The organism is Pseudomonas sp. BP01 (genome assembly GCF_022760795.1).
Lineage (GTDB): Bacteria > Pseudomonadota > Gammaproteobacteria > Pseudomonadales > Pseudomonadaceae > Aquipseudomonas > Aquipseudomonas putida_Q.
Map to the genome: position 1 here is coordinate 16257 of NZ_JAFBKA010000043.1, position 22442 is coordinate 38698.

A 22442-nucleotide genomic window follows, 5' to 3' on the forward strand; every position below is an offset into this window, starting at 1 on the left:
ACGTATCGATCACTCTCATTTTGGCACTTCCCATAGCGTTGCGCCGCAGAAAAGGGGACAGATTTATTTTTCGACGATAGTTGATGTGCCATTAAATAAGTTTGTCCCCTTTTTCCTCCACAGCGGATAGCTAACGCCCGAGACTGAATACTCAGCACACTGATATTTGCGCTAAAAAAATCAGAATATTTGCTTTAGATAGTGATCTAGGTTGTGCTCGCGACGAAACTAGCCCGCGTAACTTTTCTCCGCTGCATGTAATCTCACTGATCAGTCGTGCCAAATTTCACCCGCAATCGCAGACAAAGTCGGATCAGAAATACCTCTAGTTACCCTACAAAGGTCGATATTCTGTCCAACTTGAGCCTGTAGCTTTCCTCTGAGAGAACGCTCTACAATTTTCCCGTGCATGAAACCGCGCATATTGCCATCAAAGTTTTGCGTGCACTGCCGAGCAATAAGACCAGCATTCGGCTTGGCGCCACCTCTGTAGGAGTCTTGAAGCTGTCGATTGTATATTGTGTTTATGTACTTCTCCAGTATCGCATCTCGTCGTTCATTGAGACACTCCTCTATCAACGCTGAAACTTGCTGCTGTGTTAGCCGAGGATATAACTCGGAAATATGCTCTTCATCTACAAAGTGACTCTCAGCATCATTTCCGACCGAAATAAAGACTTTTATACCTACAGCCTCTAAACCTTCCTTATACTCCAAAATTTCAGCGTCCGTCATATAATCCCGATCACGATGAACAACTACAGTTGTACCTGGAGCATGTTCAACTATGAATGAATTCAATGCCTGCGCGATCTGTATATTCGAACAACCATTATATGACCAAACTTGATACTCCCCAGGCAAGAAACCAGAAGCCTCAGCAATAAGATTAATATAACTTACATCTGCATCTTCAGTAAGCAATATACAAGGTATCTCGCCATTTCTCAGTTGATCCCCCTTATCAAGAGCCCCGATTTCTAGCAAAATGCTTCGTTCAAGATCTTCCGAATTTTCAACCAAAGAACAATTATTTATCCAATGAATAGTGGCATCATCTTTAAGCGCATCGAAAAAATGTCGAGAATGCGTAGAGATTATAAGTTGACAGCCGGTTTCCTGGTGTAGCTCTTTGAGCAAGATCGCTAAAATTCTTTGATTATTTGGATGCAAGTGCGAATCAGGCTCATCCAATATAAGCAGCTTAGGCTTGTACAAATAATAATAAGCTAGTATTTGAATGGCCTGTAGAATCCCTGTCCCACACGAATCAATTGGCAGCGACACCTCGTTACTAGTAACTCTCGCATTGATATGTTCATCAATATTGGAGTCAAACCTCACGCTTATCTCATAATCTGGAAATACAGTCTTAAACTTATCCTTAAACGATTGCCATGACTGATCATCCTTAGATAGCAGCAGCAAAATATTTCTAAAGACACTATTCGAGTCTCCTTTTGCGGCAGCTTTACGGACAACTGATGGCGGTCTATATTCTTCAAAGGAAGGTATTCCTGCTAGACCAGGAACAATCATTGAGTAAGGGCTTTCAATGTTTTGGAGGTGCTCTCCCAAAGATCTACCTTCTAGCGAGGTAGTAATATTTCTATTCCTGCCTTTTCGTATAGTAACAGTTGAGTTTGTGTTCTCAACAAAAGTTACTTTAATCGCATGCTCCAATGAAGTCTGAAGCCTTCCGTACGGTGCTAACGCTTCAACGTCCCTCAAAGGTGAGTAAATCAACGACTCACTAGAAAGTGATGAGGGGCATCTATCTTGAGACCACCGAGCGCCTTGTTGTGCAGTAGTTTGTGCAATAGACACAGAAAATTGGATTGCTTGCTGGATACTGCTCTTACCCGCATTATTAGATCCAATAAGGAGATTTATACCTCCTAGAGGAATTTCAATGTCCGTAATATTCTTAAATCGCTCTATTTTCACAGAACTAAGCAAATCCATCTCCTTATTGACATGAAAACATCAGAAATCAAGACTATAAAAATAATTACCCGGACGATCAAAACGCCTTATGCAACAGATCAATAATTTATCAAGCAATGCTTTAGCGCATTCAATTATTGATACCTCTCGACAATTACAAACATGGCCTGTGCCCCTCCCAGCCACATTTAACCGGGAGCGCCCCTTAAGAAATGAAAGGTCATGGATAATTATTATTTTCTAACGCAGCCTGAAAATTACCGCAGCCTCAAATATCGTAAGTTACATCGCGACGTTTATGCTCACCACTCGGAGCGAGAAGCTATCATTTTGCCAGTAACACGTCCATCGGTGAGTAGCTACAGGGCGCCGTTTGTCACTGCTGACCAGCGCTAGAGGGATTCCCCTATTCGTGCAACCACGCGAGATTAGCCATAGCCCAGAACGTTAGAGTGCCTTCCATCCTGCTAGAGTTAGTTATGTATCTTGGGCTATCAGACAGAGCCTTAGGGTAGTTTTAGAGATACTGGCTCATGTGAATTGATTTAAAAACCTTATAGATCAGAAGCTTACTATATTTTTCGACTCCTGGTGCCGGCACCATACGCAGTATCAAAAAAGGCTCACCGAAAGGTGGGCCTTTTTTGTTTTCGGCTAAGAGGTATGACTCAAATGGCGGATTCCCCCAGCCTTGCGCAAGACGCTGTGGCGACTCGGCCGTAGAGCGGCCTCAACAATCCCACAGCAACACCCGTGGCTCTACCAGGCTGCACCATCGCGCAGAGTAAAAGACTCACAAGCACGCCGCGTCTCCTGTAGGAGCGGCCTTGCGTCGCGATGGGCCGCAAAGCGGCCCTGGCAATCTCAGGCCAGAACAGCGAAGGCTCAAGCCCTCCGACAGCACTCAAAAAACCCTGTCAGGCGGCTTTCTGCTCCAGACTCTCCCAACCCAGGCAAGCCAGCGCCAATGTGCGTGGTACCGCTTCACGACCACTGCTGTAGCGGCTGATGCTGCGGGCGCTGACTCCCAGCGCTTCGGCAGCCTGGTCGAGCGTCATCCGGTGCCGCAAACGCCAGCGAATGAAAACTCGGGTGTTTTCATCAGGTGCGTTTTGGGCAAGCGCGTCCAGTAGCAGGGTATCCGCACCAATCTGAATATCCAGCGCTGGCCACTCCACCGACCATCCTCCGTCGCCCAATACGACGCCTTCAAACGCTTTGCGCTTGGACAGTGGCGCCAAGCCAGGATACGTCTTGACCGCATCGCTCATATCCAGGGTGAAATGCTGCCCATTGGTAAAGGTAAGCTCAAGGCTGGCGTCCGATCGAGGCTGTACACTCTTCAGACGGGGACGTTTCATCGATGCCATTTCATCCACTCCTTCAACAAATCGGCCTGATTGGCCGCCACCCAGGCCAAGGCTTCTTGCACCACTTTCGCAGGTGCCCTGCCTTGGCTAACAGTCACAGATTCCAGACTGATCACCACGTCCACCCCACCGCCGGTAAGGTGTACGTGGGGTGGTAGATGATCCCTTTCCCTTAGCTCGATGCGGTACTTGTCGCGAAATCGGTATTTGGTAGACATGGCATGATCGTATCGCCAATTTGGCGATACTACAACGTTGAAAACCAGTGTAAAACATTCCGCTCAGTGTACTGGCAGAACGTCTACACCCATACAGTCGCCATGCCTATGGCTGCTCCGTCCTCTTGCGCTTGTTGTTCAGAATCTCTGAAACCGCGCTCTGGGTCGCTATCGCCGACAGGTCCGTTACCGGTCAAGCCAGAAGCAGGGCCCTGGATTACGTCGTGATCCTTGTCAGGCACAATTCAGTCCAGATAGGATGAGATAAATTCTCAAACGCAATCCTATACCAACAAGAGGGCTGAAGTTGTCTACCCCGCCCGTGCCATCTGCAACGCAGGCTGATGTTCAGTCCCTCTACATCGACCACCACGCCTGGCTGGTGGACTGGCTGCGCAAGCGCCTGCACCAAGGGGATAACGCTGCCGACCTGGCTCAGGATACGTTCGTCAATGTGCTGGGCAAACTTGACCGGATACAGGATGTGCGCCAGCCGCGTGCCTGGTTGAGTACCATTGCCCGCGCTCTGGTGATCGATCGTGCGCGCCGCGATCGTGTCGAAAGGGCCTACCTGGATGCAGTGGCCAACCTGCCAGAGCCGTTGATGCCATCCCCGGAAGCCCAGATGATCCTGCTTGAAACCCTGGCCAAGGTGGATGCCTTGCTCGACGGCTTGCCGCCCAAGGTGCGCACAGCCTTTCTGCTGTCGCGCCTGGACGGGTTGGGCTACAAGGAAATCGCCGCGCAACTGGGGGTCAGCCTGAGGTCGGTGGAGAGCTACATGGCGAAAGCTATCCGCCATTGCTACTTCGCTACCTCATGAGCGGCGCAACGCGCCCCGAGCTACCCGATGACGTGCTCGACCAGGCGATCATGTGGATGGTGCGCTTACAGTCGGGTTACGCGGACGAGCATGCCCTGCAGGGTTGCCTGGATTGGCGCAAGCTTCATCCTCTGCATGAAACCGCTTGGCAGGCATTGCAGAACAACGAATCTACCTTCCACAACCTCGCCAGCCTGCCAGGCGTCCCCGGCGGTGTCGCGCGTGAAGCCCTTGAGCGCATACAGCATCGCCAGCTGGACCGGCGGCGGCTGCTTCAGGTGCTGGGTACCGGCCTGGTCGTTGGCGCAACGGGCTGGCAGGGCCAGGAGCAGGTTCAGCGCTGGGGTGCCGACTACAGCACCCGCGTGGGCGAGCAACGAACAGTGATGCTTGCCGACGGTACACGGCTGCAGCTCAATACCAATAGCGCCGTCGATGTCTCATTTACCAATAGCCAGCGCCTGATCAAGCTGTTGCAGGGTGAAATCTTCATCTATACCGGCGCTGACGAAGGTTCGCCCGCAGGCCGGCGCAGCTTCTGGGTGCACACCGCCCAGGCACAATTGCAGGCACTGGGTACGGCGTTTGCGGTGCGCCAGGAAGCTACGCGCACACGGCTGATGGTCGAACAGAGCAAGGTGCTTATCCATCAGCAGGCACGGCAGCAACTGGTGGGCGCAGGCGAGGAGTATTCGATCAGCGACGAAGGTAGCCGTAAGCTCCAACACAGCGAAATGGATGCCAGCGCCTGGACGCGGGGCCAGCTGGTAGCACGCAGCCTGCCGTTGCAGACACTGATCGCGGAACTGGCACGCTATCAGCACGGCTGGCTTGGCTGCGCGCCACCGGTGGCGGGGTTGAAGGTATCGGGCGTTTTCCAGCTGGATGATATTGAGCAGGCACTGAATGCCCTCAGCGATTCAATGCCCGTCAGGGTTGAGCGTTTCACGCGGTTCTGGCGTCGCGTTGTTCCTCGCTCAGCATAAATTGCAAAAAGACGAGTTTGAGACTGCGGGTTTTTCGAGCACTTCGGCCAATAGGGAAAACACCCTGCCAAACGAATGGAGCTCGATTCACATGTCATCTGCGTTCTCACCTCGCCATATACCCAGGACCCGCCTTGCCGTAGCGCTGCGTGGCGTGTTGCTTGCCAGCGCTGCAAGCATTGCGCTGCCGATTTACGCGGTACATGCCGAACAGAGCGAAGTACGCCATTACAACCTGCCTGCAGGCACGTTGGAGCAATCGCTCAGTGCGTTTGCACAAGTTGCCGCCATCAACTTGCCCTTTGACCCTGCGCTGGTCCGTGGCAAGCATGCGACCGCATTGAACGGCGACTACACCGTTCAGCAGGGCCTGGATGCGCTTCTGCAGGGCAACGGCCTTGTTGCCACCCAAGCGGCCAATGGCAACTGGGTACTCGACCCAGTGGCCACCACCGGCGGCGCGGCGCTGGAGCTGGGAAGCACGCTGGTCAGTGGCCAGGGCATGGGCGAGATGACCGAGAACACCGGTTCGTACACCACCGGTGCGGTGAGCGTGGGCTCCAAGAGCCCGACCAGCCTGCGCGAAACGCCACAGTCGGTGTCGGTGCTGTCCAGCCAGCTGATTGAAGACCGCAGTCTCACCAGCCTGCAGGACGCGCTGAAAATGGCACCCGGGGTCACGGTGCAAAAAACTACCAGCGACACCTACGAGTTCTACTCGCGCGGTTTCAACATCGACAGCATCCAGATTGATGGCGCAGCGCCCATGGCACTGTCATCAGTGGCTACCAGCTTCTACTCCCGCCGGTTGTACAACCTGGCTGAATTCGACCACATCGAGGTATTACGGGGTTCCGGTGCGCTGTTCGGCGGTGTGGGCGACCCCGGTGGCGTCATCAACCTGGTGCGCAAGCGCCCGCTGTCGGACTTCCAGTTGAAGTTCGAAGCCGCCGCCGGCTCCTGGGACAACTATCGTTCGCAAGTCGACGTGACCGGCCCGCTCACCGACAGCGGCAATGTTCGCGGCCGCCTGGTGACGGCATACACCGACCGCCAATACTTCACGGATAAATTGGCCACGCAAAAACCCACGGTATACGGGGTGTTCGAGGTCGACCTGGGCCCGCAGACCATCTTCACCCTGGGTGGCATGTATGAAAGCACCCACTCCAACTCGTCGTTGGGGCTGCCACGCTATACCACGGGTAAAGATATCGGGCTGGCGCGCCACACCAACCTGGGGCAGAACTGGTCCTACATGGACAATATCTCCCAGGAGATCTTCACCAAGCTCGACCACTACTTCGATAACGACTGGAAGCTGAACGTCTCGTATACCAATACCCGCGACGCCGGCAAGGCGCTGGCGGCAGTATCGGGCAACGCCGTCAACCCGGTGACCTTGGCAGGCCCGGTGTGGCGCGCCAGCTATAACGTCTATTCCACCAGCCAGGACCTGCTAGACAGCAACCTTTCTGGCAGCTTCGATGCCTTTGGCCGCGAGCACCAGTTCGTGCTGGGTGCCGATTATCAGAAGGTCACCAGCCGCTGGCAGGGTTCTGGGGTGTTCACCGGCACCGGTGTCCCCATCAACGTGTTCGACCCTGGTTACTGGAAGCCCACCACAATTTCATTGCAGACCCCACGGGACTACAGCCCCAATACGCAAGAGCAGTACGGCTTGTATGGGCGCTTGACGCTGCAGGTGGCTGACCCACTCAAGGTCATTCTGGGTGGCCGCGCGGCCCGTTACCACTTCGAGCAGGTGTATACCAATGCGGGCGTGGTGCAGAGCGACATCGACATGCGCGAACCGACGCGTTTCGTGCCTTACTTTGGCGCCATCTACGACCTTGATGAGCAGTGGTCGCTGTATGGCAGCTATTCGAAGATCTACAAGCCGCAGCAAAGCTACCTTCGCGGGCCGGTGGGCAGTAATGACGTGCTGGAGCCGCTGGAGGGCAAGACCTCCGAGGTGGGTATCAAGGGCGAACTGTTCGATGGCCGCTTGAACACCAGCCTCGCCGTGTTTTATACCAAGCGCAAGAACGGCGCGGTGCAGGATACCAACTTCCCGGCGGCCTCCGTGCTGTATGGCGGCAGTTGCTGCTATGTGAACCAGGGCGAGGTCGTCAGCAAAGGGATCGAGCTGGAAGCGACGGGCGAAATCCGCAAGGATTGGAACCTGATGGCCAGCTACGTGTACAACTACAACAAGAACGAGACTGACAGCACGGCCTTGAGCACCATCACGCCCAAGCATCAGTTCAAGGTGTGGACGACTTATCAACTGCCCGCAGAGCTTTCGGACTGGACCGTAGGCGGCGGCGTCGATCTGCAAAGCGCCACCTATGTCAGCGGTACCACGGTGCGCATGGATGGCAATGGCAATGTGGTGGAGTCGAACATCCCGTTCGATTACAAGCAAAGTGGCTACGCGGTGTGGAACGCCCTGTTGAGGTACCGCGTGGATGACCACTGGACCGTGTCGCTCAATGCCAACAACCTGTTCGACAAGACTTACTACCAAACAGTCTCCAGCGCGGCGAACGGCAACTTCTACGGGGACCCGCGTAATTACATGCTGACCCTGAGGGGGACGTTCTAGTCGTCTCGGTCGGCGGGTATGCAACCAGAAGCTGGTTCAGCTGCTGGTTAACCGAAAACCCGGGTTCGCGCGGGTTGCAACGCTACGGAGAATTCAACTTTTCCCGCTGAGGTAATTTCTCCACGGTGCAAGCAAACCCTCCTGAAGAACTCGATCAATGACGCCATCTTCAATGCTGCCTACATAAGTAGCGCCCAGCTGAAACTCGAAGGAAATACTTCCTTTTTCAGATAAGTCCCTAACAGCTTGGATCAACGCTTCCACTTCCTCCAGGTTCTTCAAGTCGACATCATGAGGAAGTTTTTCCGGCAGCAAAGCTGAGTAAATCTCCAGCGTCCCGCCTACCACTTCCAAGCCATTTTCGTCAATCTCGTCAACCATGGTTGGCGGCGCAATGCTCCATACCCTTGACGCAGCAAGCTCACTCACAAGCTGGTGTACATCAGACCTGATTGACTGATCCAAATCCTGAGCCACGTAGAAAATCAAGTTCTGCTTTGCGTGATCTAGCAGTATGGCATGCATTACTCAGTTCCTTTCTTCGGAGGGTATGCCGGAAGCGCTGATCAGGGGCCGCCTGGGTTGTACATAAACCGGTATTCTTTGAATCAACGAAGGTGGGCATTTTTGTTTCATCTTTCACTGAGCTGCGCCCACCCTTTCTTCGCTGTCAAACCACCCCATGCATGAAGAACTCGACCGGTACACTGAAAAACTCAGCAAAGCCCTTTATCTGGGCAACCGTCATCTTCCGCTTGTTGTTCAGAATCTCTGATACCGCGCTCTGGGTCGCTATCGCCGACAGGTCCTTCTGCCTCACCCCCCTGTCCGACAGCAGAAAGGCCAACGCTTCGGCCTGGCTCGCGAACGGCACCAATACAGACTCACTCTCATACTCGTAGACGCGGTCCGCTACCATCTCCGCAAAGCGTGCCGCAGCGTGGCCTTCACTGTCCGCATGGGCGTAGAGCTCGTCGATCAGTGTCATGCGTGCCTCAAGCTCGGCATCGTCCTTGATGGGGTCATGGCAGGCGGCCAGAAGCTGGGCCATGGTTGCCATCTGAGTGTTCAGGCCATCGAGCATGGGTGAAATATTAGCGATGAAGGCATCTAGTCCATTGGCTTCGATTTTATCCCGCTTCATGTTGTCACCTGTCGAATTGAAATATCGCGCTGCCCAGGTTGCTACCTGATATCGCTTCGGCACCATTTGTCGTACTCGGCGTGCGACAAAATGGCCTTGATGTAGAGAGTGCCCGTTCGCGCATTGAGCCACGCGATCAGGCGGCATTCGTTTTTCTTGATATCGAACACGTAGATATCAAGCGGCCCTTTGCGGCTGGTGGGCCTGAGTTTTGAGTGGGGGATGCGATCAACGTTCCAGCCAGACACAGTGGCCCACGTCTGCCTCAACTGTTCAAAAGATTCAAAGCGCAGCGTCGCCCTGTCGAAGGTCGTCAGCCACAGGCTAAGCGGCGCTTTCCACTGGCCGTGAGCTTCAATCGCCTTGGTAACCGCCGCTTTCGTTATGACCCGCATTGTGTTGTCCCGGCGCACCAACATAACGTGGAAAATATCTCTGATCCAGATATCTGTCAACCAGATATCTGGATTCGCGATGCGCGATGACCTCGCAATCGGTGGAGCTGTTTGGCGAGGATTGGAACAGCTTCGAGGGCCAGTTGGAGAAGCCGGTTGATGCAGGGACCGCGCGCAGACCTGTGGGAACGGTTGGTCAGAACGCGGTGCTTACCGTCACCGACAGGTTACGCGGGTCGCCGTAGATGGCCCCGGCATAGAACCCGTATTGGGTGTAGTAGTGCTTGTCGAACAGGTTGTTGGCGTTGAGGCTGACGCTGGTTTCATCGGTCAGCTGGTACTTGGCCATGGCATTCCAGATGGCATAACCGGACCAGTTCACATCAGTGGCCCCATTGCTCACACCGTTGGTGGGCTGGCCGGCCGGGCTGGAAATGGCACGGATGTTGGTCTGTGCAGTCACACCGGCACCCACGGTCAGGCGGTCGAGCGGGCCGCTGAGGCGGTAGGTGGTCGAAGCCTTGAACAGGTGCGACGGGTCGCTGCGGCCATCGCTGTCGACGCGACGGAAGTGCAGGTAGGTGTAGCCGGCATACACGTTCCAGTTGGGCGTCAGCGCGCCTGCCACTTCCAGGTCGATACCGTCGGTTTCCACGCCAGAGCCCGCCTTGTAGGCGCTGGCCCCGGTCGGTGTGGTCAGGTCGCCGTCGAGCACGGCTTTGTTTTCCTGCTTGGTGCGGAAGTACGCCGCCGAGGCGTTCAGGCGGCCATCGAACCACTCACCCTTGATACCTGTTTCGTAGCTCTGCCCACGAATCGGCTCGACCTTGCTACCGCTGCTGGTTTCAGAGGTTTGCGGGGTGAAGATGTCGGTGTAGCTGGCGTATACCGAGTAGTTGTCATTGAGGTCGTACACCGCGCCCAGGTAGGGGGTGACGATGCCGTTCTCTTCCTGGCTGCTGCGCTCGCCGGCCACGCTGCGGGTAACCGAGGAATAGTTGCTGGTGCGCACGCCAACGATCACCGACAGCGGGTCGCTGATGCTCAGGCGGGTGGCGGCGTACATGCCCTGCAGGCGGGTGGTGGTCTTGCTGTGAAGGCCGGTGCGTGAGGCGATGATGTCGTAGTCGTCATCCACGCCATTGCGCCAGTCGGTGACCGGGAAGCCGTTGTTGGCGCGGAACTGGCAACCCAGTGCAGGCGCGCTGGCCATGCCATCGCCGACCATGGTGCAGGTGTACTGGGGCGACCAGCCGACGGTGCGGCTGTCGTTGTAGCCGACCATAGCCTGGTGCGTGCGGCCGAACAGCTGGAACGGGCCGGACAGGTCGATCTGCGCCGACTGCTGGGTGGTGTCGCTGGAGCTGTGCAACCCGTTCAGCACCGCGCCGCTGCCGTCCTGGTCCCAATAGCCGCCGTAGCTGCCGCGCCCAGCCGAGTTCACCTTGGCAAGGCCCCGGTGGTTCAAGGCTTCGGTAGTCGCCTGGGCGGCTTTCAGGTCCAGGGTCCAGTCGTTGTCGAAGCGGTGCTCGAGCGAGCCGAACGCCGTACGGGTGGTGTACTCGCCAAAGCTCCAGCTGGGCACCACGTTGGTGCTGCGCGGCAAATCGGTCTTGCTACCGTCGCGGTACCAGATGGGGATGTTCGCGCCCCAGCCGCCGCCGACAACCTTGTTGTACTCATACTGGTAACCGGCGCCCAGGGTGGTGGCGTCGTCCAGGTCGAACTCGAAATTGGCCAACGCGGCGCGGGAGCGCTCGGACTGGTTGTCGCGGAACGAGTTGGCGTCCTGCTGGGTCATCACGAATCGCGAACGCAGGCGGCCATCCTCGGACAGGGGCAAATTCAGGTCAGCACCCAGGCGACGCTTGTCCCAGCTGCCGTAAGTGGCGTAGGCGCTGCCGCCGAACGTCTTGGTCGGTGCCTTGCGGATCAGGTTGACGGTGGCCGAGGGGTCGCCGGTGCCGCCCAGCAGGCCGTTGGCGCCGCGCACGATGTCGATGCGTTCGTACAGGTCCATGTTCAATGCATTGCCGCTGCCACTGAAATCAGACCCGCCCTGGGTCTGCAGGCCGTCGACCTTCCAGTTGCTGATCGAGTAGCCACGGGCACGGTAGTCGGTACGCCCACCCACCTCGGACTTGTTGGCCGTTACCCCCGGCGCTGTTTCCAGCGCCTGCTCGATGGTGTGGATGTCGCGGTCATCCATCTGCTGGCGGGTAATGGTGGTGACCGATTGCGGCGTCTGGCGTGGCGTCAGCGCCAGGCCGGTGGAGCTGCGGGTGCTCTCGACCGTGTAGCCTAGCTGGCCAGCATCGTCGGCCGGCAGCAGGGCACTGTCCTCGATCTGCGTGGCGTCCAGCTCCAGAGGTTTGCCGTCGGCAGCTACGGCCCCGCCACTGATGGCGACGGCAACGAAGAACGCCAGCGGCTTGAGGCGATTGCCACTTTGGCTGATGGGGGTGAACACTTTCGGGATGCGCTTGGGATTCATTTGGGAAGGCTTCGTATTTGCAGATGATTTTTTGTTAGGATTCTAGGGATCGGCCCTCCAGGCTCCAGACCCGACATGTACGGGCATGTAATTGAACGTAACGAGCGCCACCGGCCCTCACCGAACAGGTGTTTTTCCGCATGAGCACGAACTTGCTGGTCGTCGACGATGACGACGAAATCCGCGAACTTCTTTGTGATTACCTGACCGATGCCGGCTACAACGTGCTTGCCGCAGCCGACGGTGAACAGATGCGCGAACAGCTGGCCCGGCACAAGGTGGACCTGGTGGTGCTCGACCTGATGCTGCCGGGTGAAGATGGCCTTAGCCTGTGCCGCCAGTTGCAAGCGACGCCTGGGCTGGCGGTGATCATGCTGTCGGCCAAGGGCAGCACGCTGGACCGCATCATCGGCCTGGAGGTGGGTGCCGACGACTACCTGGCCAAGCCTTTCGAGCCACGCGAGCTGATCGCCCGGATCAAGGCCGTGCTGCGTCGCCCGCAACGCCTGGATACCCCCGCCGAAGCGCGCGCCGTGGTGGATGCGCAGCTGTTCGCCGGCTTTCGCCTTGAACACGTCAAGCGGCTGCTCACCCGCCCCGATGGCGAAACCCTGACCCTGCCGCGCTCCGACTACCGGGTGCTGCGCGAACTGCTGGAAGCCAACAACCGGGTGGTTTCCCGCGACCAGCTGACCCGCAGCGCGTTTGGCCGCGACCACCTGCCCGACGACCGTTCGGTGGACATGTGCGTCAGCCGCCTGCGCCAGCAACTGCGCCGTGCGCCGCCGGGCGCCGCGCAAATCCTCACCATCCGCAATGAAGGCTACCTGCTGAGTATCGCCAACCTCGCGGCCGATGCCTGACATGCGCTGGCTTCGCCGGCTGTGGCCGCGCACCTTGTTTGGCCAGCTGCTGCTGATCATGGTCAGCGGCACGCTGGTGATCCAGTTGATGTCGAGCAGCATCTGGTTCGATGTGCGTTTCGCCCAGGTACTCGAGGCGCCCATTCGCCTGATCGCCGCGCGCAGTGCACCATTGATCGCCCAGGCCAACTGCCACGCCGGCACGCTGAAGGTGCCCGCCCACTATCAGTTGCGCTGCGCCGAAACGCTACCCACACCTGAACATGACGAGCGCCGGGGGCGCAGGCGCGTCGAGCTGTTGCTGCAGCAGGCCCTCAGGTACGAACTGGGGCATGCCCAGGACGTGCGCCTGCTGAAGGTGCGACTGACCGATGAACTGGGCCAGCCGATTGTCTGGCGCAGCCTGTTCGGCCTGCGCACGGCCCAGGCGCACGTGCAGTTCGCGGTGCCGTTGGCCGACGGCCACTGGCTGACCATTGAGGGCCAGGAACTGCAGGGCTGGAGTGGCGAATCGGCCTGGGTGCTGATCAGCGACTACCTGTTGCGGGTGTATGCGCTGCGGATTGTCGCGGTATTGCTGGTGTGCCTGATTGCCGTGCGCCTGTGCCTGCGCCCGTTGCGACGCCTGGCCGACGCAGCGCGCGGCCTGGGCGGCAACCTCGAGCAGCCTCCCCTGGCGCTGGATGGCCCGGAGGAAGTGCGCCAGGCGGCCCAGGCGTTCAACGCCATGCAGCAGCGGCTGATTGCCATGGTCAATGACAAGGCCTACTTCCTGGCCGCCGTGTCCCACGACCTGCGCACCCCGCTGACCCGCATGCGCCTGCGCCTGGAGCGGCTACCGGACGACGAACACCGCCAGCGCCTGCGGCAGAACATTACCCAGATGGACGACATGATTGGCCAGGTACTCGATTACCTGCGCGCAGGCGAGCAGTTGAATTTGCAGCAGGTGGACCTGGACCGGCTGGTGGCACGCCAGTGCGCCGAGCTGGCCAGCGCCGAAGAACCGCTGCCGGTGCATGGCCAAGTGGGGTGTTCGCAAGTCGATGCCTTGCTGCTGCAGCGCTGCCTGCAGAACCTGCTGGTCAATGCACTGCGCTACGCCAAGGATGTTTCGGTCACGCTGGAGCGGGCGGTAAGTGGAGTGCTCATCCATATCGACGATCGCGGGCCCGGGGTCGCGCCGGAGCTGCTGGCAACCATCACCGACCCGTTCGTGCGCGGGGAAGGCTCGCGTAACCAGGCCTCTGGCGGGTATGGGCTGGGGTTGAGCATTGCCCAGCGGATTGCCACCAGCCATGGGGGTGAGCTGATGCTGTCGAACCGCGATGGCGGTGGGTTGCGGGTCAGCATACTGCTGCCCATCTAAAGACCAGCGCGGTCCCCTGTAGGAGCGCGCCGGGTTTACCGGGGCCGCGAACGCAGGAATACGCAATCAGGTAACAGTCTTTTACCGATTACCCAGGTTTTCCCCTCCCCGCCTTTGCCTATCCTATGCCCGGTCATCCTGCCTGCGATGGACCCATGAATCACTCTCTGCCCAGCCGCTACGCCTGCCTCGCCATCTGCCTGTTGTTCACCTTCGCCAGCCTGCCGCTGCTGCCCCAGCACGCCTGGCTCTGGCCAATCATACTGATCACTGCCCTGCTCAGCCTGGTCGGGCTCAACGACCTGCGCCAAAGCCACCACGCCGTGCGCCGCAACTACCCGATCCTGGGCAATATCCGCTACCTGATCGAAACCATCCGCCCAGAAATCCGCCAGTACCTGATCGAGGGCGACGACGACAAGCTGCCGTTCTCCCGTTCGCAGCGCTCGCTGGTGTATGCACGCGCCAAGAACGAAAGCGCCGAGAAAGCCTTCGGTACCCTGAACGATGCCTACAAACCCGGTTTCGAATTCATCAGCCATTCGATGCTGCCGGTGGCCACGCCAGACCCGGCCTCGTTCCGCATCGCCATTGGCGGGCCGCAATGCCGCCTGCCCTACTCGGCCTCGATCTTCAATATTTCGGCCATGAGTTTCGGCGCCCTCAGCGCCAACGCCATCGCCGCCCTCAACCGCGGCGCGCGCATGGGCCGGTTTGCCCACGACACCGGCGAAGGCAGCATCAGCCCCTATCACCGTGAACACGGCGGTGACCTGATCTGGGAAATCGGCAGCGGCTACTTCGGCTGCCGCACCGCGGACGGTCGTTTCGACCCACAGCGCTTCGCCGAGCAGGCCCGCTCGCCGCAGGTGAAGATGATCGAGATCAAGCTCAGCCAAGGTGCCAAGCCGGGCCACGGCGGTATTCTGCCGGGGCACAAGGTCAGCCCCGAAATTGCTGAGACCCGTGGCGTGCGCGTAGGTGAGGACTGCATCTCGCCGGCCGCGCATAGCGCCTTCCGCACACCGGTCGAGTTGCTGCAGTTCGTGGCCAGCCTGCGCAAGCTGTCGGGCGGCAAGCCCGTGGGTTTCAAGTTCTGCCTGGGCCACCCGTGGGAGTTCATGGGCATTGCCAAAGCCATGCTGGCCACCGGCATCACCCCGGACTTCATCGTTGTCGATGGCAAGGAAGGCGGTACCGGCGCGGCACCTCGCGAGTTCAGCGACAACATGGGCGTGCCCATGCGCGAAGGCCTGATGTTCGTGCACAACACCCTGGTCGGCCTGAACCTGCGCTCCAGCATTCGCATTGGCGCGGCGGGCAAGATCGTCAGTGCCTTCGACATCGCCAGCGTACTGGCCATCGGAGCTGACTGGGTCAACTCGGCACGCGGCTTCATGTTTGCCATTGGCTGCATCCAGTCGCAAAGCTGCCACACCAACAAATGCCCGACCGGCGTGGCCACGCAAGACCCATTGCGTCAGCGCGCCCTGGTGGTGCCAGACAAAGCCGAACGGGTGGCCAGCTTCCACCGCAACACGCTGCACGCACTGGCCGAAATGCTGGCTGCTGCGGGCCTGGAGCACCCTTCGGAGCTTAAGCCCAAGCACCTGGCCCGGCGCATCAGCCCCAGCGAGATCGGATTGTTTTCGGACCTGCACACGTTCCTCAAGCCAGGCGAACTGCTCAGTGGCTCGATTGAAAGCGAGTTTTATGCGCGGATGTGGCGGATGGCACGTAGCGACAGTTTTGCACCGGAAACGGGGGAACTGATGCCGGTTGCAGCAAAAGCCGTGCGCCGAAAAGAAACAGCCCCGGCATAAGCCAGGGCTGTTCGATGCTTCAGATCAGGATCAGAAGATGCTGATTGGGTACTCGACGAATACGCGGACTTCGTTGCCGTCGTCATTGTAACCGTTCTGCTGCACGGCGTTGTTGGTACGCAGGAACGAGCTACGCAGCTTGATGGACAGGTCCTTGGCCGGGCCGTCCTGCACCACGTAACGGATCTGGTTGAAGATCTCGCGCTCTTTACCTTCGCCGAAGCCCTGTGGGTTGGCGACGTTGCGGGTGTTGATGTTGTCACCCACCACGTAGGCCAGCTTGTAGGTCAGGCCCGGAATGCCGTAGGCACCGAAGTCCAGGCCGTAGCCCAGCTGCCAGGAGCGCTCGTCTTCGGCGTTGAAGTCGGACCAGTACGAGTTGGCCAGGTAGATGGTCGAACCACCGTCACCCACGCCACCGGCGTTCTGGTAGAAGCCGTAGTTGTAACCGGTGCTGCCGGTGCTGCGCTGATGCGCGAGGGTGAACGAGTGCGCACCGTACGCGTAAGTGGCTGCCAGGCTCCAGATGGTGTTGGAGTCGCCATTCAGGCCAGCGGCTTTCACGTACTTGTTGTTGATGTCCGACTTGTAGCCGTTGAAGTCCAGGGTCAGGGACTGGTCGCTGGCGATCGGGAAGACGTAGTTCAAGCCCAGGTAGTGCTTCTTCATCACGTCTTCGTTGTCGGCGGTGTACAGCGAAGCGGTGAAGTTGTCGGTGAACTTGTAGCTACCACCCAAGACGTTGATCGACTTCAGGCCACCACCGTCACGGCGCTCGGCGCTCTTGCGCGCTTCCTGGGTGAAGCGACCGGCGTTCAGCTCCAGACCTTCGATCTCTTTCGAGGTGACCAGGGTACCGGTGAAGCTTTCTGGCAGCAGACGCGCATCGTCGTACTGCAGCACTGGCAGTGCTGGCATCTGGTCACCGTACTTCAGCACGGTGTTGGAGATGCGGAATTTTACTGCAGCACCACCACGGGCCAGGTTGTGCGGCGAGCTGGCGTTGCCTTCGGCATTGGTGGTTTCGTGCGGTTTGAAGAAGTCGACGCCGCCGCCACCGTTGTGGCCTTTGCCGCCATCAAGGCGCACGGCGTACAGGCCGAATGCGTCGACGCCGACGCCAACGGTGCCCTGGGTGAAGCCGGAGGAGAAGTTGGCGATGACCGCCTGGCCCCATTCGATCTGATCGTCGGTGCCGTGCTTCTTGTCACGGTTGATGTAGGCGTTGCGCAGAAGGACGTTGGCGTGGCTGTCCTCGATGAAGCCCTTGCTGTCGGCCTGATCATTGGCCTGTGCCTGGGTCGCGGCGATCATCGCCAGGGCGACCAGGCTGATCCTGGTTTTCAACATGTTGTTTTCCTTATTTCTTAATCAAAAACGCTCTGCACTATGACGCCAGGAACCAACGCCCCTTCGTAGGTTCGACGCTATGCGGATCCAGCCTGGTGGGCCAACCGGTAAGTACACGGCAGCCCTCGGCAGCAGCATGGCCAAGACATGGCCAGCAGGCGTTGGCCGAATCCTAGCCGTGTGCGATTACAAATGTCAAAAAGTCGTGAAATGCAGGTTGATATAACCAAAAATATCGACGGGTCTAGTGCATTTCCATGCAGGTTTGCGCTATCAGCGGGCAATTTATCTTGTGTGGGAATTGCCTTTTGATCGGTCAGACAATTTCCCGAGAGCAGGCAAACCGTGGCCGCAGAGGCTGTTACAAAGAGATACATATGTAAAGACAAGCCTTTACAAATACCCAAGCAAGAGTAAATAGCAAGCATTAGCATTCGCGCCTTCTTTTTCACTTGCCCGGTCCGGATGTGCCCATGCTTGTACCCTGCCGCCTTTCCCGCTTGACGCTTGGCCTGTCGCTGCTGTTCAGCGCCGGCCTGGCCAGTGCCGCCACCACCACGCTGCCAGAGTCGTCGGTTACCGCCGACAGCGAACGCGAGAAGGACAACCCGCGCGTCAAGGAGGTGAGCACCGCCACCCGCACCTCGACGCCGGTACGCTATGTGCCGCAGGCCATCGACACGGTGAAAACCGCCAATGTGCTGGACTACGGCAGCAACACCTTGGGCAAGGCGCTGGAGGGTATCCCCAACGTCAGCAGTGGCGCCGACACCCGCTTCGACAGCGTGCGTATCCGTGGCTTCGAAGCCAGCAACGACTTCTACCTGGACGGTATTCGCGACGACAGCCAGTACATCCGCGACCTGCACAACATCGAGCGGGTCGAGGTACTGAAGGGGCCCGCGGCGGTGCTGTATGGCCGCGGTAGCCAGGGCGGCATCGTCAACCGGGTCAGCAAGGCACCGGAACAGGGCCGCCGCTCCACCCTCGAGGCGCAGGCCGGCAGCGAAGACCTGCGCAGCCTGTATGCCGACCTCAGCGCCGACCCAAGCGACACTGTCAGCCTGCGCCTGAACATGGGCAACCAGGACAACAACAGCTTCCGCGAGGGTATCGACGGCAGCCGCCAGCTGTTCGCCCCGTCGGTCAGCTGGCAGATCACCCCCGACCTCAACTGGCTGGTGCAGTACGAATACAGCCGCTACAACCGCACGCCCGACCGGGGCATCCCCGGGGTGAATGGCCGCCCGGCCGACGTCAGCCGCGGCACCACCTATGGCGACCAGCGCGACTACATCGATGATCGCGCCCAGTCCCTGCGCTCACGCCTGAACTACCAGCTGAACGAAACCTGGCAGCTACGCCATACCCTGGGCCTGATCAAGCTGGACAGCGAGTTCGACAACACCTACGTCACGGGCTACAACGCCAGCACCAATGTCCTGACCCGCCAGCGCTGGCAGCAGGACCTGAACACCCGCAACCTGTTCAACAACCTGGAAGCCGAGGGCGATTTCGACACCCTGGGCCTGGAGCACAAGCTGTTGCTGGGCCTGGAGTTCGGCAACCAGAAGCGTGACCCTGTGCTGTATAGCGCTGGTAGCCAGCTGCTCCCGGGCTTGGGCAAACCCGGTAGTAACCAGCAGCACAATGGCACACTGGTGCTGTCGAGTGACAACCACACTGTGGTCGATAGCCGCGGCCTTTACCTGCAAGACCAGATCCGCCTGAACGATCAATGGCAAATCCTGGCTGGCGTGCGCTTCGACCAGTTCGACGTGGAAACCACCAACAAGGATGGCGTGCGCGAACCGCAGGACAGTAACAGCACCAGCCCGCGCCTGGGCGTGGTCTACACGCCATGGCGTGACCATTCGTTCTACGCCTCGTGGAGCAAGACCTTCTCGCCGGTGGGCGGCGGCTTGATCGGCATCACCCCGGATGCGCCGGGCAACGGCAACGACGCCAAGCCGGAAGAGACTCGGCAGAAAGAAATCGGGGTGAAAAGCGACTGGCTCGACCAGCGCCTGACCACCACCCTGGCCGTCTACGAGCTAGAACTGTACAACCGCCGCACCCGTGATCCGGAAAACCCGAATAACATCTTGCTCAGCGGCTTGCAGCGTTCGCGCGGCATTGAGTTGACGGCCACCGGCAACATCGTCGGCAACTGGTACGTACGCGGCGGCATCGGCCTGCAGGATGCGATCATCGTGAAGGACAACAACGGCCAGGAAGGTAACCGCATCAATGACGTGGCCAAGCGCAACGCCAGCCTGTTCGTGACCTGGAAACCAGAGCTGGGCTGGTACGCCGAAACCGGCGTTACGCTGGTAGGTGAGCGTTATGCGGACAACCAGAACACCACGGTGTTGCCAGGGTATGGCCGTTGGGATGCGCTGGCGGGGTACCGCACCCATGACTGGGATGTACGGGCGGCGTTGAGCAACATTGCCGACAAGACCTACTACAGCTCGGCGACCAGTGCGGCGCAGATTCAGGTGGGGGACCCGCGTAGCCTGGTGGTTACGGGTAGCTACAGCTTCTAGCCCTCCCATGGAATGACAGGGTCAATTGTAGGAGCGGCCTTGTGTCGCGATGGGCTGCGCAGCAGCCCCAACAATCTGTGCTGAGATTGCGATCCTGGGGCTGCTGCGCAGCCCATCGCGACACAAGGCCGCTCCTACACGATTGCGTGCAACCTTCAGGCATTGACGGCAATCGATGTCAGTGCCACACCGCCATCAGCGCCTGCATTTCTGCTTCGCTGATCAGCCCTTGGGGGTACCGCCCGGCAAGCAGACGTCGTGGGTCGGTCGTCCTGACCCTGATGCTTCCATGGTGTTTCAACCACTTCGCCACAACCTTGAGCGATTGGTGATTCACTGCCGATGGGCGCAAAGCCGACTCACTTGCTGCGTTCATGTCTACACGTACTCCCTGGCCCGTGAGCGGCTAATCTACGTAGGTAATGTTACAGATCCGAGAGCGCGGCCAAGCCGAGCTATCTACTTGAAAACAATACAAAACGTATGCCAGCCTGGGCGCCGGGTGTCGCCCGAAAAAAAGGCCCGTTCAATGACGGGCCTTTTTTCATTCATGCAGCGCTCACCGCTTGACCGGCGCCGGCTGCTGCTGAGTCAGACAGTGGATGTTGCCGCCACCCAGCAACAATTCGCGGCCCGGGATCATCACCACTTCGTGGTCAGGGAAGATCTTTGCCAGAATCGCTCTGGCTTCGGCATCTGCCGGGTCGTCGAAGCTTGGCGCAATGATGCCGCCGTTGACGATCAGAAAGTTCACGTAAGAACCGGCCAGGCGCACCGACGGGTCACGCTCCTGGCTGCCAGCCACCTGGTCGACACCGGCACACTCTTCAGCGGTGGCAAACAGCGGGCCTGGGATCGGCATCTTGTGCACGATGAACTCACGGCCCTTGGCATCGCGGGTGTTTTTCAACACCTCCATGGCCGCGTGGCAGCGCGCATAGTTGGGGTCGTTGGAATCATCGGTCCAGGCCAGTAACACTTCACCGGGGCGCACGTAACAGCAGAAGTTGTCGACGTGGCCGTCGGTTTCGTCGTTGTACAGGCCATCCGGCAGCCACACCACGGTGTCGACCGCCAGCTGATCGCGCAGCACGGCTTCGATCTGCTCGCGGTTCAGGTGCGGGTTGCGGTTACGGTTGAGCAGGCATTCCTCGGTGGTGATCACGGTGCCTTCGCCGTCCACGTGGATCGAACCGCCCTCCAGTACGAAACCTTCGGTCTGGTAGCGCTGGCAGCGCTCCATTTCCAGCACCTTGGCGGCCAGTTCCTCGTCGCGGTTCCACGGGGCGTACAGGCCGCCATCGAAGCCGCCCCAGGCATTGAAGCCCCAGTCCACACCACGTACTTCACCCTGGTCATTAATGACGAAGGTTGGGCCGGTATCACGCACCCAGGCATCGTCGTTGCTGATTTCGACCACGCGAATGTTCGGCTGGTCGAGCTGGCGACGGGCATTTTCGTACTGGCCGGCGGAGGCCGCGACGGTCACAGGTTCGAAGCGCGCAATGGCCTTGGCCAGGGTAACGTGGGCAGCCTGCGCCGGCTTGCCGCCCAGGCGCCAGTTGTCCGGGCGTTCCGGCCAGACCATCCACACCTGGGTTTGCGCAGCCCACTCGGCAGGCATGTGGAAACCATCGGCACGGGGCGTGGAGTTGAGGGTTTTCATGGGTGACCTCTGTGATGGCCCTGAGCCGGAGTGTGCTGGGGCGTTTGTGAATTTATAACCGATATATATCGATATTTAAAGCCCGAAAACCTAAGATACTCAGCCAGCTCGGCGCATTTAAATCGATAACAATCGACGCGCATTCCAGATCATCTGGTGTAAGGAACGCCCTGCCGTCTACCATAGCCACACCTTATGCATCCTGTTACAGCTGCGCGCGGAAATTTCCGGCAAGGCCGACTAGGGTCAATACTGGGCAACGGGCCAGCGAGCCGCTATGAACATCATCCCTACCGCAATCCCTGAAGTACTGATCATCGAGCCGAAGGTTTTCGGTGACAGCCGTGGTTTTTTCTTCGAGGCATTCAACGCACGCGAGTTCGCACGGCAAACCGGCGTGCGCACCGAGTTCGTGCAGGACAACCACTCGCGCTCCATCAAGGGTGTGCTGCGTGGGCTGCACTACCAGGTGGAAAACACCCAGGGCAAGCTGGTACGGGTGGTGCACGGGGAAATCCGCGATGTCGCCGTGGACGTGCGCAAAAGCTCGCCAACGTTCGGCCAATGGGTCGCCGTGCACCTGTCGGCCGACAACCACCGCCAGCTGTGGATACCCCCCGGTTTCGCCCACGGTTTTGCAGTGGTGAGCGAATCGGCCGAGTTCCTCTACAAGACCACCGACTACTACAACCCGGGCGCCGACCGCTGCATCCGTTGGGACGACCCGCAACTGGCCATCGACTGGGCGCTGCAGCAGCCACCGCTGCTGTCGGACAAGGACAAGGTCGGCCTGCCACTGGCAGAGGCGGAACTGCTGCCTTAACTAGCGCATAATTG

18 protein-coding genes and 1 pseudogene are annotated in these 22442 nt (G+C 58.8%); 9 read left to right on the forward strand and 10 right to left on the reverse strand.

Features of this window, described 5'->3' with window-relative positions; all coding sequences use genetic code 11:
- Nucleotides 1–270: 270 nt before the first annotated feature.
- The 3 genes from JOY50_RS26320 to JOY50_RS26330 all read right to left on the reverse strand — a co-directional run bounded on the left by JOY50_RS26320 (nt 271) and on the right by JOY50_RS26330 (nt 3535).
- Nucleotides 271–1959 (reverse strand): ATP-dependent endonuclease, encoded by a 1689-nt coding sequence (locus JOY50_RS26320; protein ID WP_243056071.1) that lies wholly within the window; start codon nt 1957–1959, stop codon nt 271–273.
- A gap of 905 nt (nt 1960–2864) precedes the next feature.
- Nucleotides 2865–3317: a DUF2442 domain-containing protein gene (locus JOY50_RS26325; protein WP_132842874.1), complete on the reverse strand. Its 453-nt coding sequence runs from the start codon at nt 3315–3317 to the stop codon at nt 2865–2867.
- The gene (locus JOY50_RS26330; RefSeq protein ID WP_081237919.1) at nt 3305–3535 is read right to left on the reverse strand and encodes a DUF4160 domain-containing protein; all 231 of its coding nucleotides are present in this window, start codon (nt 3533–3535) and stop codon (nt 3305–3307) included. Before JOY50_RS26330 ends, JOY50_RS26325 begins: the two co-directional genes overlap by 13 nt.
- Before the next feature lie 307 nt (nt 3536–3842).
- On the opposite strand from JOY50_RS26330, the gene JOY50_RS26335 reads away from it, so the two are divergent.
- The 3 genes from JOY50_RS26335 (at nt 3843) to JOY50_RS26345 (ending at nt 7952) form a co-directional block, all read left to right on the forward strand.
- Nucleotides 3843–4358 carry a sigma-70 family RNA polymerase sigma factor gene (locus tag JOY50_RS26335; RefSeq protein WP_259375092.1) on the forward strand — a complete coding sequence of 172 codons (516 nt, stop codon included), beginning with the start codon at nt 3843–3845 and terminating at the stop codon, nt 4356–4358.
- Nucleotides 4355–5344, forward strand: a complete 990-nt coding sequence (locus JOY50_RS26340; protein WP_243056072.1) for a FecR domain-containing protein — start codon at nt 4355–4357, stop codon at nt 5342–5344. The genes JOY50_RS26335 and JOY50_RS26340 overlap by 4 nt, the downstream gene beginning before the upstream one ends.
- 91 nt (nt 5345–5435) lie before the next feature.
- Nucleotides 5436–7952: a TonB-dependent siderophore receptor gene (locus JOY50_RS26345; protein WP_192902508.1), complete on the forward strand. Its 2517-nt coding sequence runs from the start codon at nt 5436–5438 to the stop codon at nt 7950–7952.
- Between the two features lie 93 nt (nt 7953–8045).
- On the opposite strand, the gene JOY50_RS26350 is transcribed toward JOY50_RS26345, so the two are convergent.
- The 3 genes from JOY50_RS26350 to JOY50_RS26360 form a co-directional block, all read right to left on the reverse strand.
- Nucleotides 8046–8477, reverse strand: a complete 432-nt coding sequence (locus JOY50_RS26350; protein ID WP_132842864.1) for a hypothetical protein — start codon at nt 8475–8477, stop codon at nt 8046–8048.
- Between the two features lie 145 nt (nt 8478–8622).
- Nucleotides 8623–9096, reverse strand: coding sequence for a type II toxin-antitoxin system HigA family antitoxin (locus JOY50_RS26355; RefSeq protein WP_243056073.1), 474 nt, complete (start codon nt 9094–9096; stop codon nt 8623–8625).
- Between the two features lie 41 nt (nt 9097–9137).
- Nucleotides 9138–9551, reverse strand: coding sequence for a type II toxin-antitoxin system HigB family toxin (locus JOY50_RS26360; protein ID WP_243056074.1), 414 nt, complete (start codon nt 9549–9551; stop codon nt 9138–9140).
- 29 nt (nt 9552–9580) lie between these two features.
- Between JOY50_RS26360 and JOY50_RS26365 the strand changes: the two are divergent.
- Nucleotides 9581–9673: pseudogene (locus JOY50_RS26365) on the forward strand (DUF3079 domain-containing protein); the annotation flags it as partial.
- Nucleotides 9674–9687: 14 nt separating this feature from the next.
- Here JOY50_RS26365 and JOY50_RS26370 read toward each other — a convergent pair.
- Nucleotides 9688–11985: a TonB-dependent siderophore receptor gene (locus JOY50_RS26370; RefSeq protein WP_243056075.1), complete on the reverse strand. Its 2298-nt coding sequence runs from the start codon at nt 11983–11985 to the stop codon at nt 9688–9690.
- 140 nt (nt 11986–12125) lie between these two features.
- Here JOY50_RS26370 and JOY50_RS26375 point away from each other — a divergent pair, with 140 nt between their 5' ends.
- From JOY50_RS26375 to JOY50_RS26385, 3 genes are all read left to right on the forward strand, one after another.
- Complete coding sequence (locus JOY50_RS26375) at nt 12126–12848, forward strand: response regulator (RefSeq protein ID WP_132842854.1); 723 nt, start codon at nt 12126–12128, stop codon at nt 12846–12848.
- Nucleotide 12849: 1 nt separating this feature from the next.
- Nucleotides 12850–14217 (forward strand): ATP-binding protein, encoded by a 1368-nt coding sequence (locus JOY50_RS26380; RefSeq protein WP_243056076.1) that lies wholly within the window; start codon nt 12850–12852, stop codon nt 14215–14217.
- 155 nt (nt 14218–14372) lie between these two features.
- Nucleotides 14373–16040 (forward strand): FMN-binding glutamate synthase family protein, encoded by a 1668-nt coding sequence (locus tag JOY50_RS26385; RefSeq protein WP_132842849.1) that lies wholly within the window; start codon nt 14373–14375, stop codon nt 16038–16040.
- A gap of 30 nt (nt 16041–16070) precedes the next feature.
- On the opposite strand, the gene JOY50_RS26390 is transcribed toward JOY50_RS26385, so the two are convergent.
- The gene (locus JOY50_RS26390; RefSeq protein WP_132842845.1) at nt 16071–17390 is read right to left on the reverse strand and encodes an OprD family porin; all 1320 of its coding nucleotides are present in this window, start codon (nt 17388–17390) and stop codon (nt 16071–16073) included.
- Nucleotides 17391–17863: 473 nt separating this feature from the next.
- Here JOY50_RS26390 and JOY50_RS26395 point away from each other — a divergent pair, with 473 nt between their 5' ends.
- Nucleotides 17864–19939, forward strand: a complete 2076-nt coding sequence (locus JOY50_RS26395; RefSeq protein WP_243056077.1) for a TonB-dependent siderophore receptor — start codon at nt 17864–17866, stop codon at nt 19937–19939.
- A 178-nt stretch (nt 19940–20117) separates the two neighbouring features.
- Here the strand turns inward: JOY50_RS26395 and JOY50_RS26400 are convergent, their stop codons facing one another.
- Nucleotides 20118–20315, reverse strand: a complete 198-nt coding sequence (locus JOY50_RS26400; RefSeq protein WP_026034717.1) for a hypothetical protein — start codon at nt 20313–20315, stop codon at nt 20118–20120.
- Nucleotides 20316–20498: 183 nt separating this feature from the next.
- Entirely contained in the window at nt 20499–21605 is a 1107-nt protein-coding gene (aguA, locus tag JOY50_RS26405) for an agmatine deiminase (RefSeq protein ID WP_028614140.1), read from the reverse strand.
- Between the two features lie 277 nt (nt 21606–21882).
- Here aguA and rfbC point away from each other — a divergent pair, with 277 nt between their 5' ends.
- A complete protein-coding gene (gene rfbC / locus JOY50_RS26410) occupies nt 21883–22428 on the forward strand; it encodes a dTDP-4-dehydrorhamnose 3,5-epimerase (RefSeq protein ID WP_132842836.1) in 546 nt (181 codons plus the stop codon).
- Nucleotides 22429–22442 lie beyond the last annotated feature (14 nt).

Excerpts from the sequence above, each read along its gene's own strand:
- JOY50_RS26330 (WP_081237919.1), bottom strand. The coding sequence starts at position 3,535 with ATGTCTACCAAATACCGATTTCGCGACAAGTACCGCATCGAGCTAAGG.
- JOY50_RS26385 (WP_132842849.1), top strand. The coding sequence starts at position 14,373 with ATGAATCACTCTCTGCCCAGCCGCTACGCCTGCCTCGCCATCTGCCTG.
- aguA (WP_028614140.1), bottom strand. The coding sequence starts at position 21,605 with ATGAAAACCCTCAACTCCACGCCCCGTGCCGATGGTTTCCACATGCCT.
- JOY50_RS26370 (WP_243056075.1), bottom strand. The coding sequence starts at position 11,985 with ATGAATCCCAAGCGCATCCCGAAAGTGTTCACCCCCATCAGCCAAAGT.
- JOY50_RS26380 (WP_243056076.1), top strand. The coding sequence starts at position 12,850 with ATGCGCTGGCTTCGCCGGCTGTGGCCGCGCACCTTGTTTGGCCAGCTG.
- JOY50_RS26355 (WP_243056073.1), bottom strand. The coding sequence starts at position 9,096 with ATGAAGCGGGATAAAATCGAAGCCAATGGACTAGATGCCTTCATCGCT.
- JOY50_RS26395 (WP_243056077.1), top strand. The coding sequence starts at position 17,864 with ATGCTTGTACCCTGCCGCCTTTCCCGCTTGACGCTTGGCCTGTCGCTG.
- JOY50_RS26400 (WP_026034717.1), bottom strand. The coding sequence starts at position 20,315 with ATGAACGCAGCAAGTGAGTCGGCTTTGCGCCCATCGGCAGTGAATCAC.
- JOY50_RS26375 (WP_132842854.1), top strand. The coding sequence starts at position 12,126 with ATGAGCACGAACTTGCTGGTCGTCGACGATGACGACGAAATCCGCGAA.
- JOY50_RS26345 (WP_192902508.1), top strand. The coding sequence starts at position 5,436 with ATGTCATCTGCGTTCTCACCTCGCCATATACCCAGGACCCGCCTTGCC.
- JOY50_RS26350 (WP_132842864.1), bottom strand. The coding sequence starts at position 8,477 with ATGCATGCCATACTGCTAGATCACGCAAAGCAGAACTTGATTTTCTAC.
- rfbC (WP_132842836.1), top strand. The coding sequence starts at position 21,883 with ATGAACATCATCCCTACCGCAATCCCTGAAGTACTGATCATCGAGCCG.
- JOY50_RS26325 (WP_132842874.1), bottom strand. The coding sequence starts at position 3,317 with ATGGCATCGATGAAACGTCCCCGTCTGAAGAGTGTACAGCCTCGATCG.
- JOY50_RS26340 (WP_243056072.1), top strand. The coding sequence starts at position 4,355 with ATGAGCGGCGCAACGCGCCCCGAGCTACCCGATGACGTGCTCGACCAG.
- JOY50_RS26390 (WP_132842845.1), bottom strand. The coding sequence starts at position 17,390 with ATGTTGAAAACCAGGATCAGCCTGGTCGCCCTGGCGATGATCGCCGCG.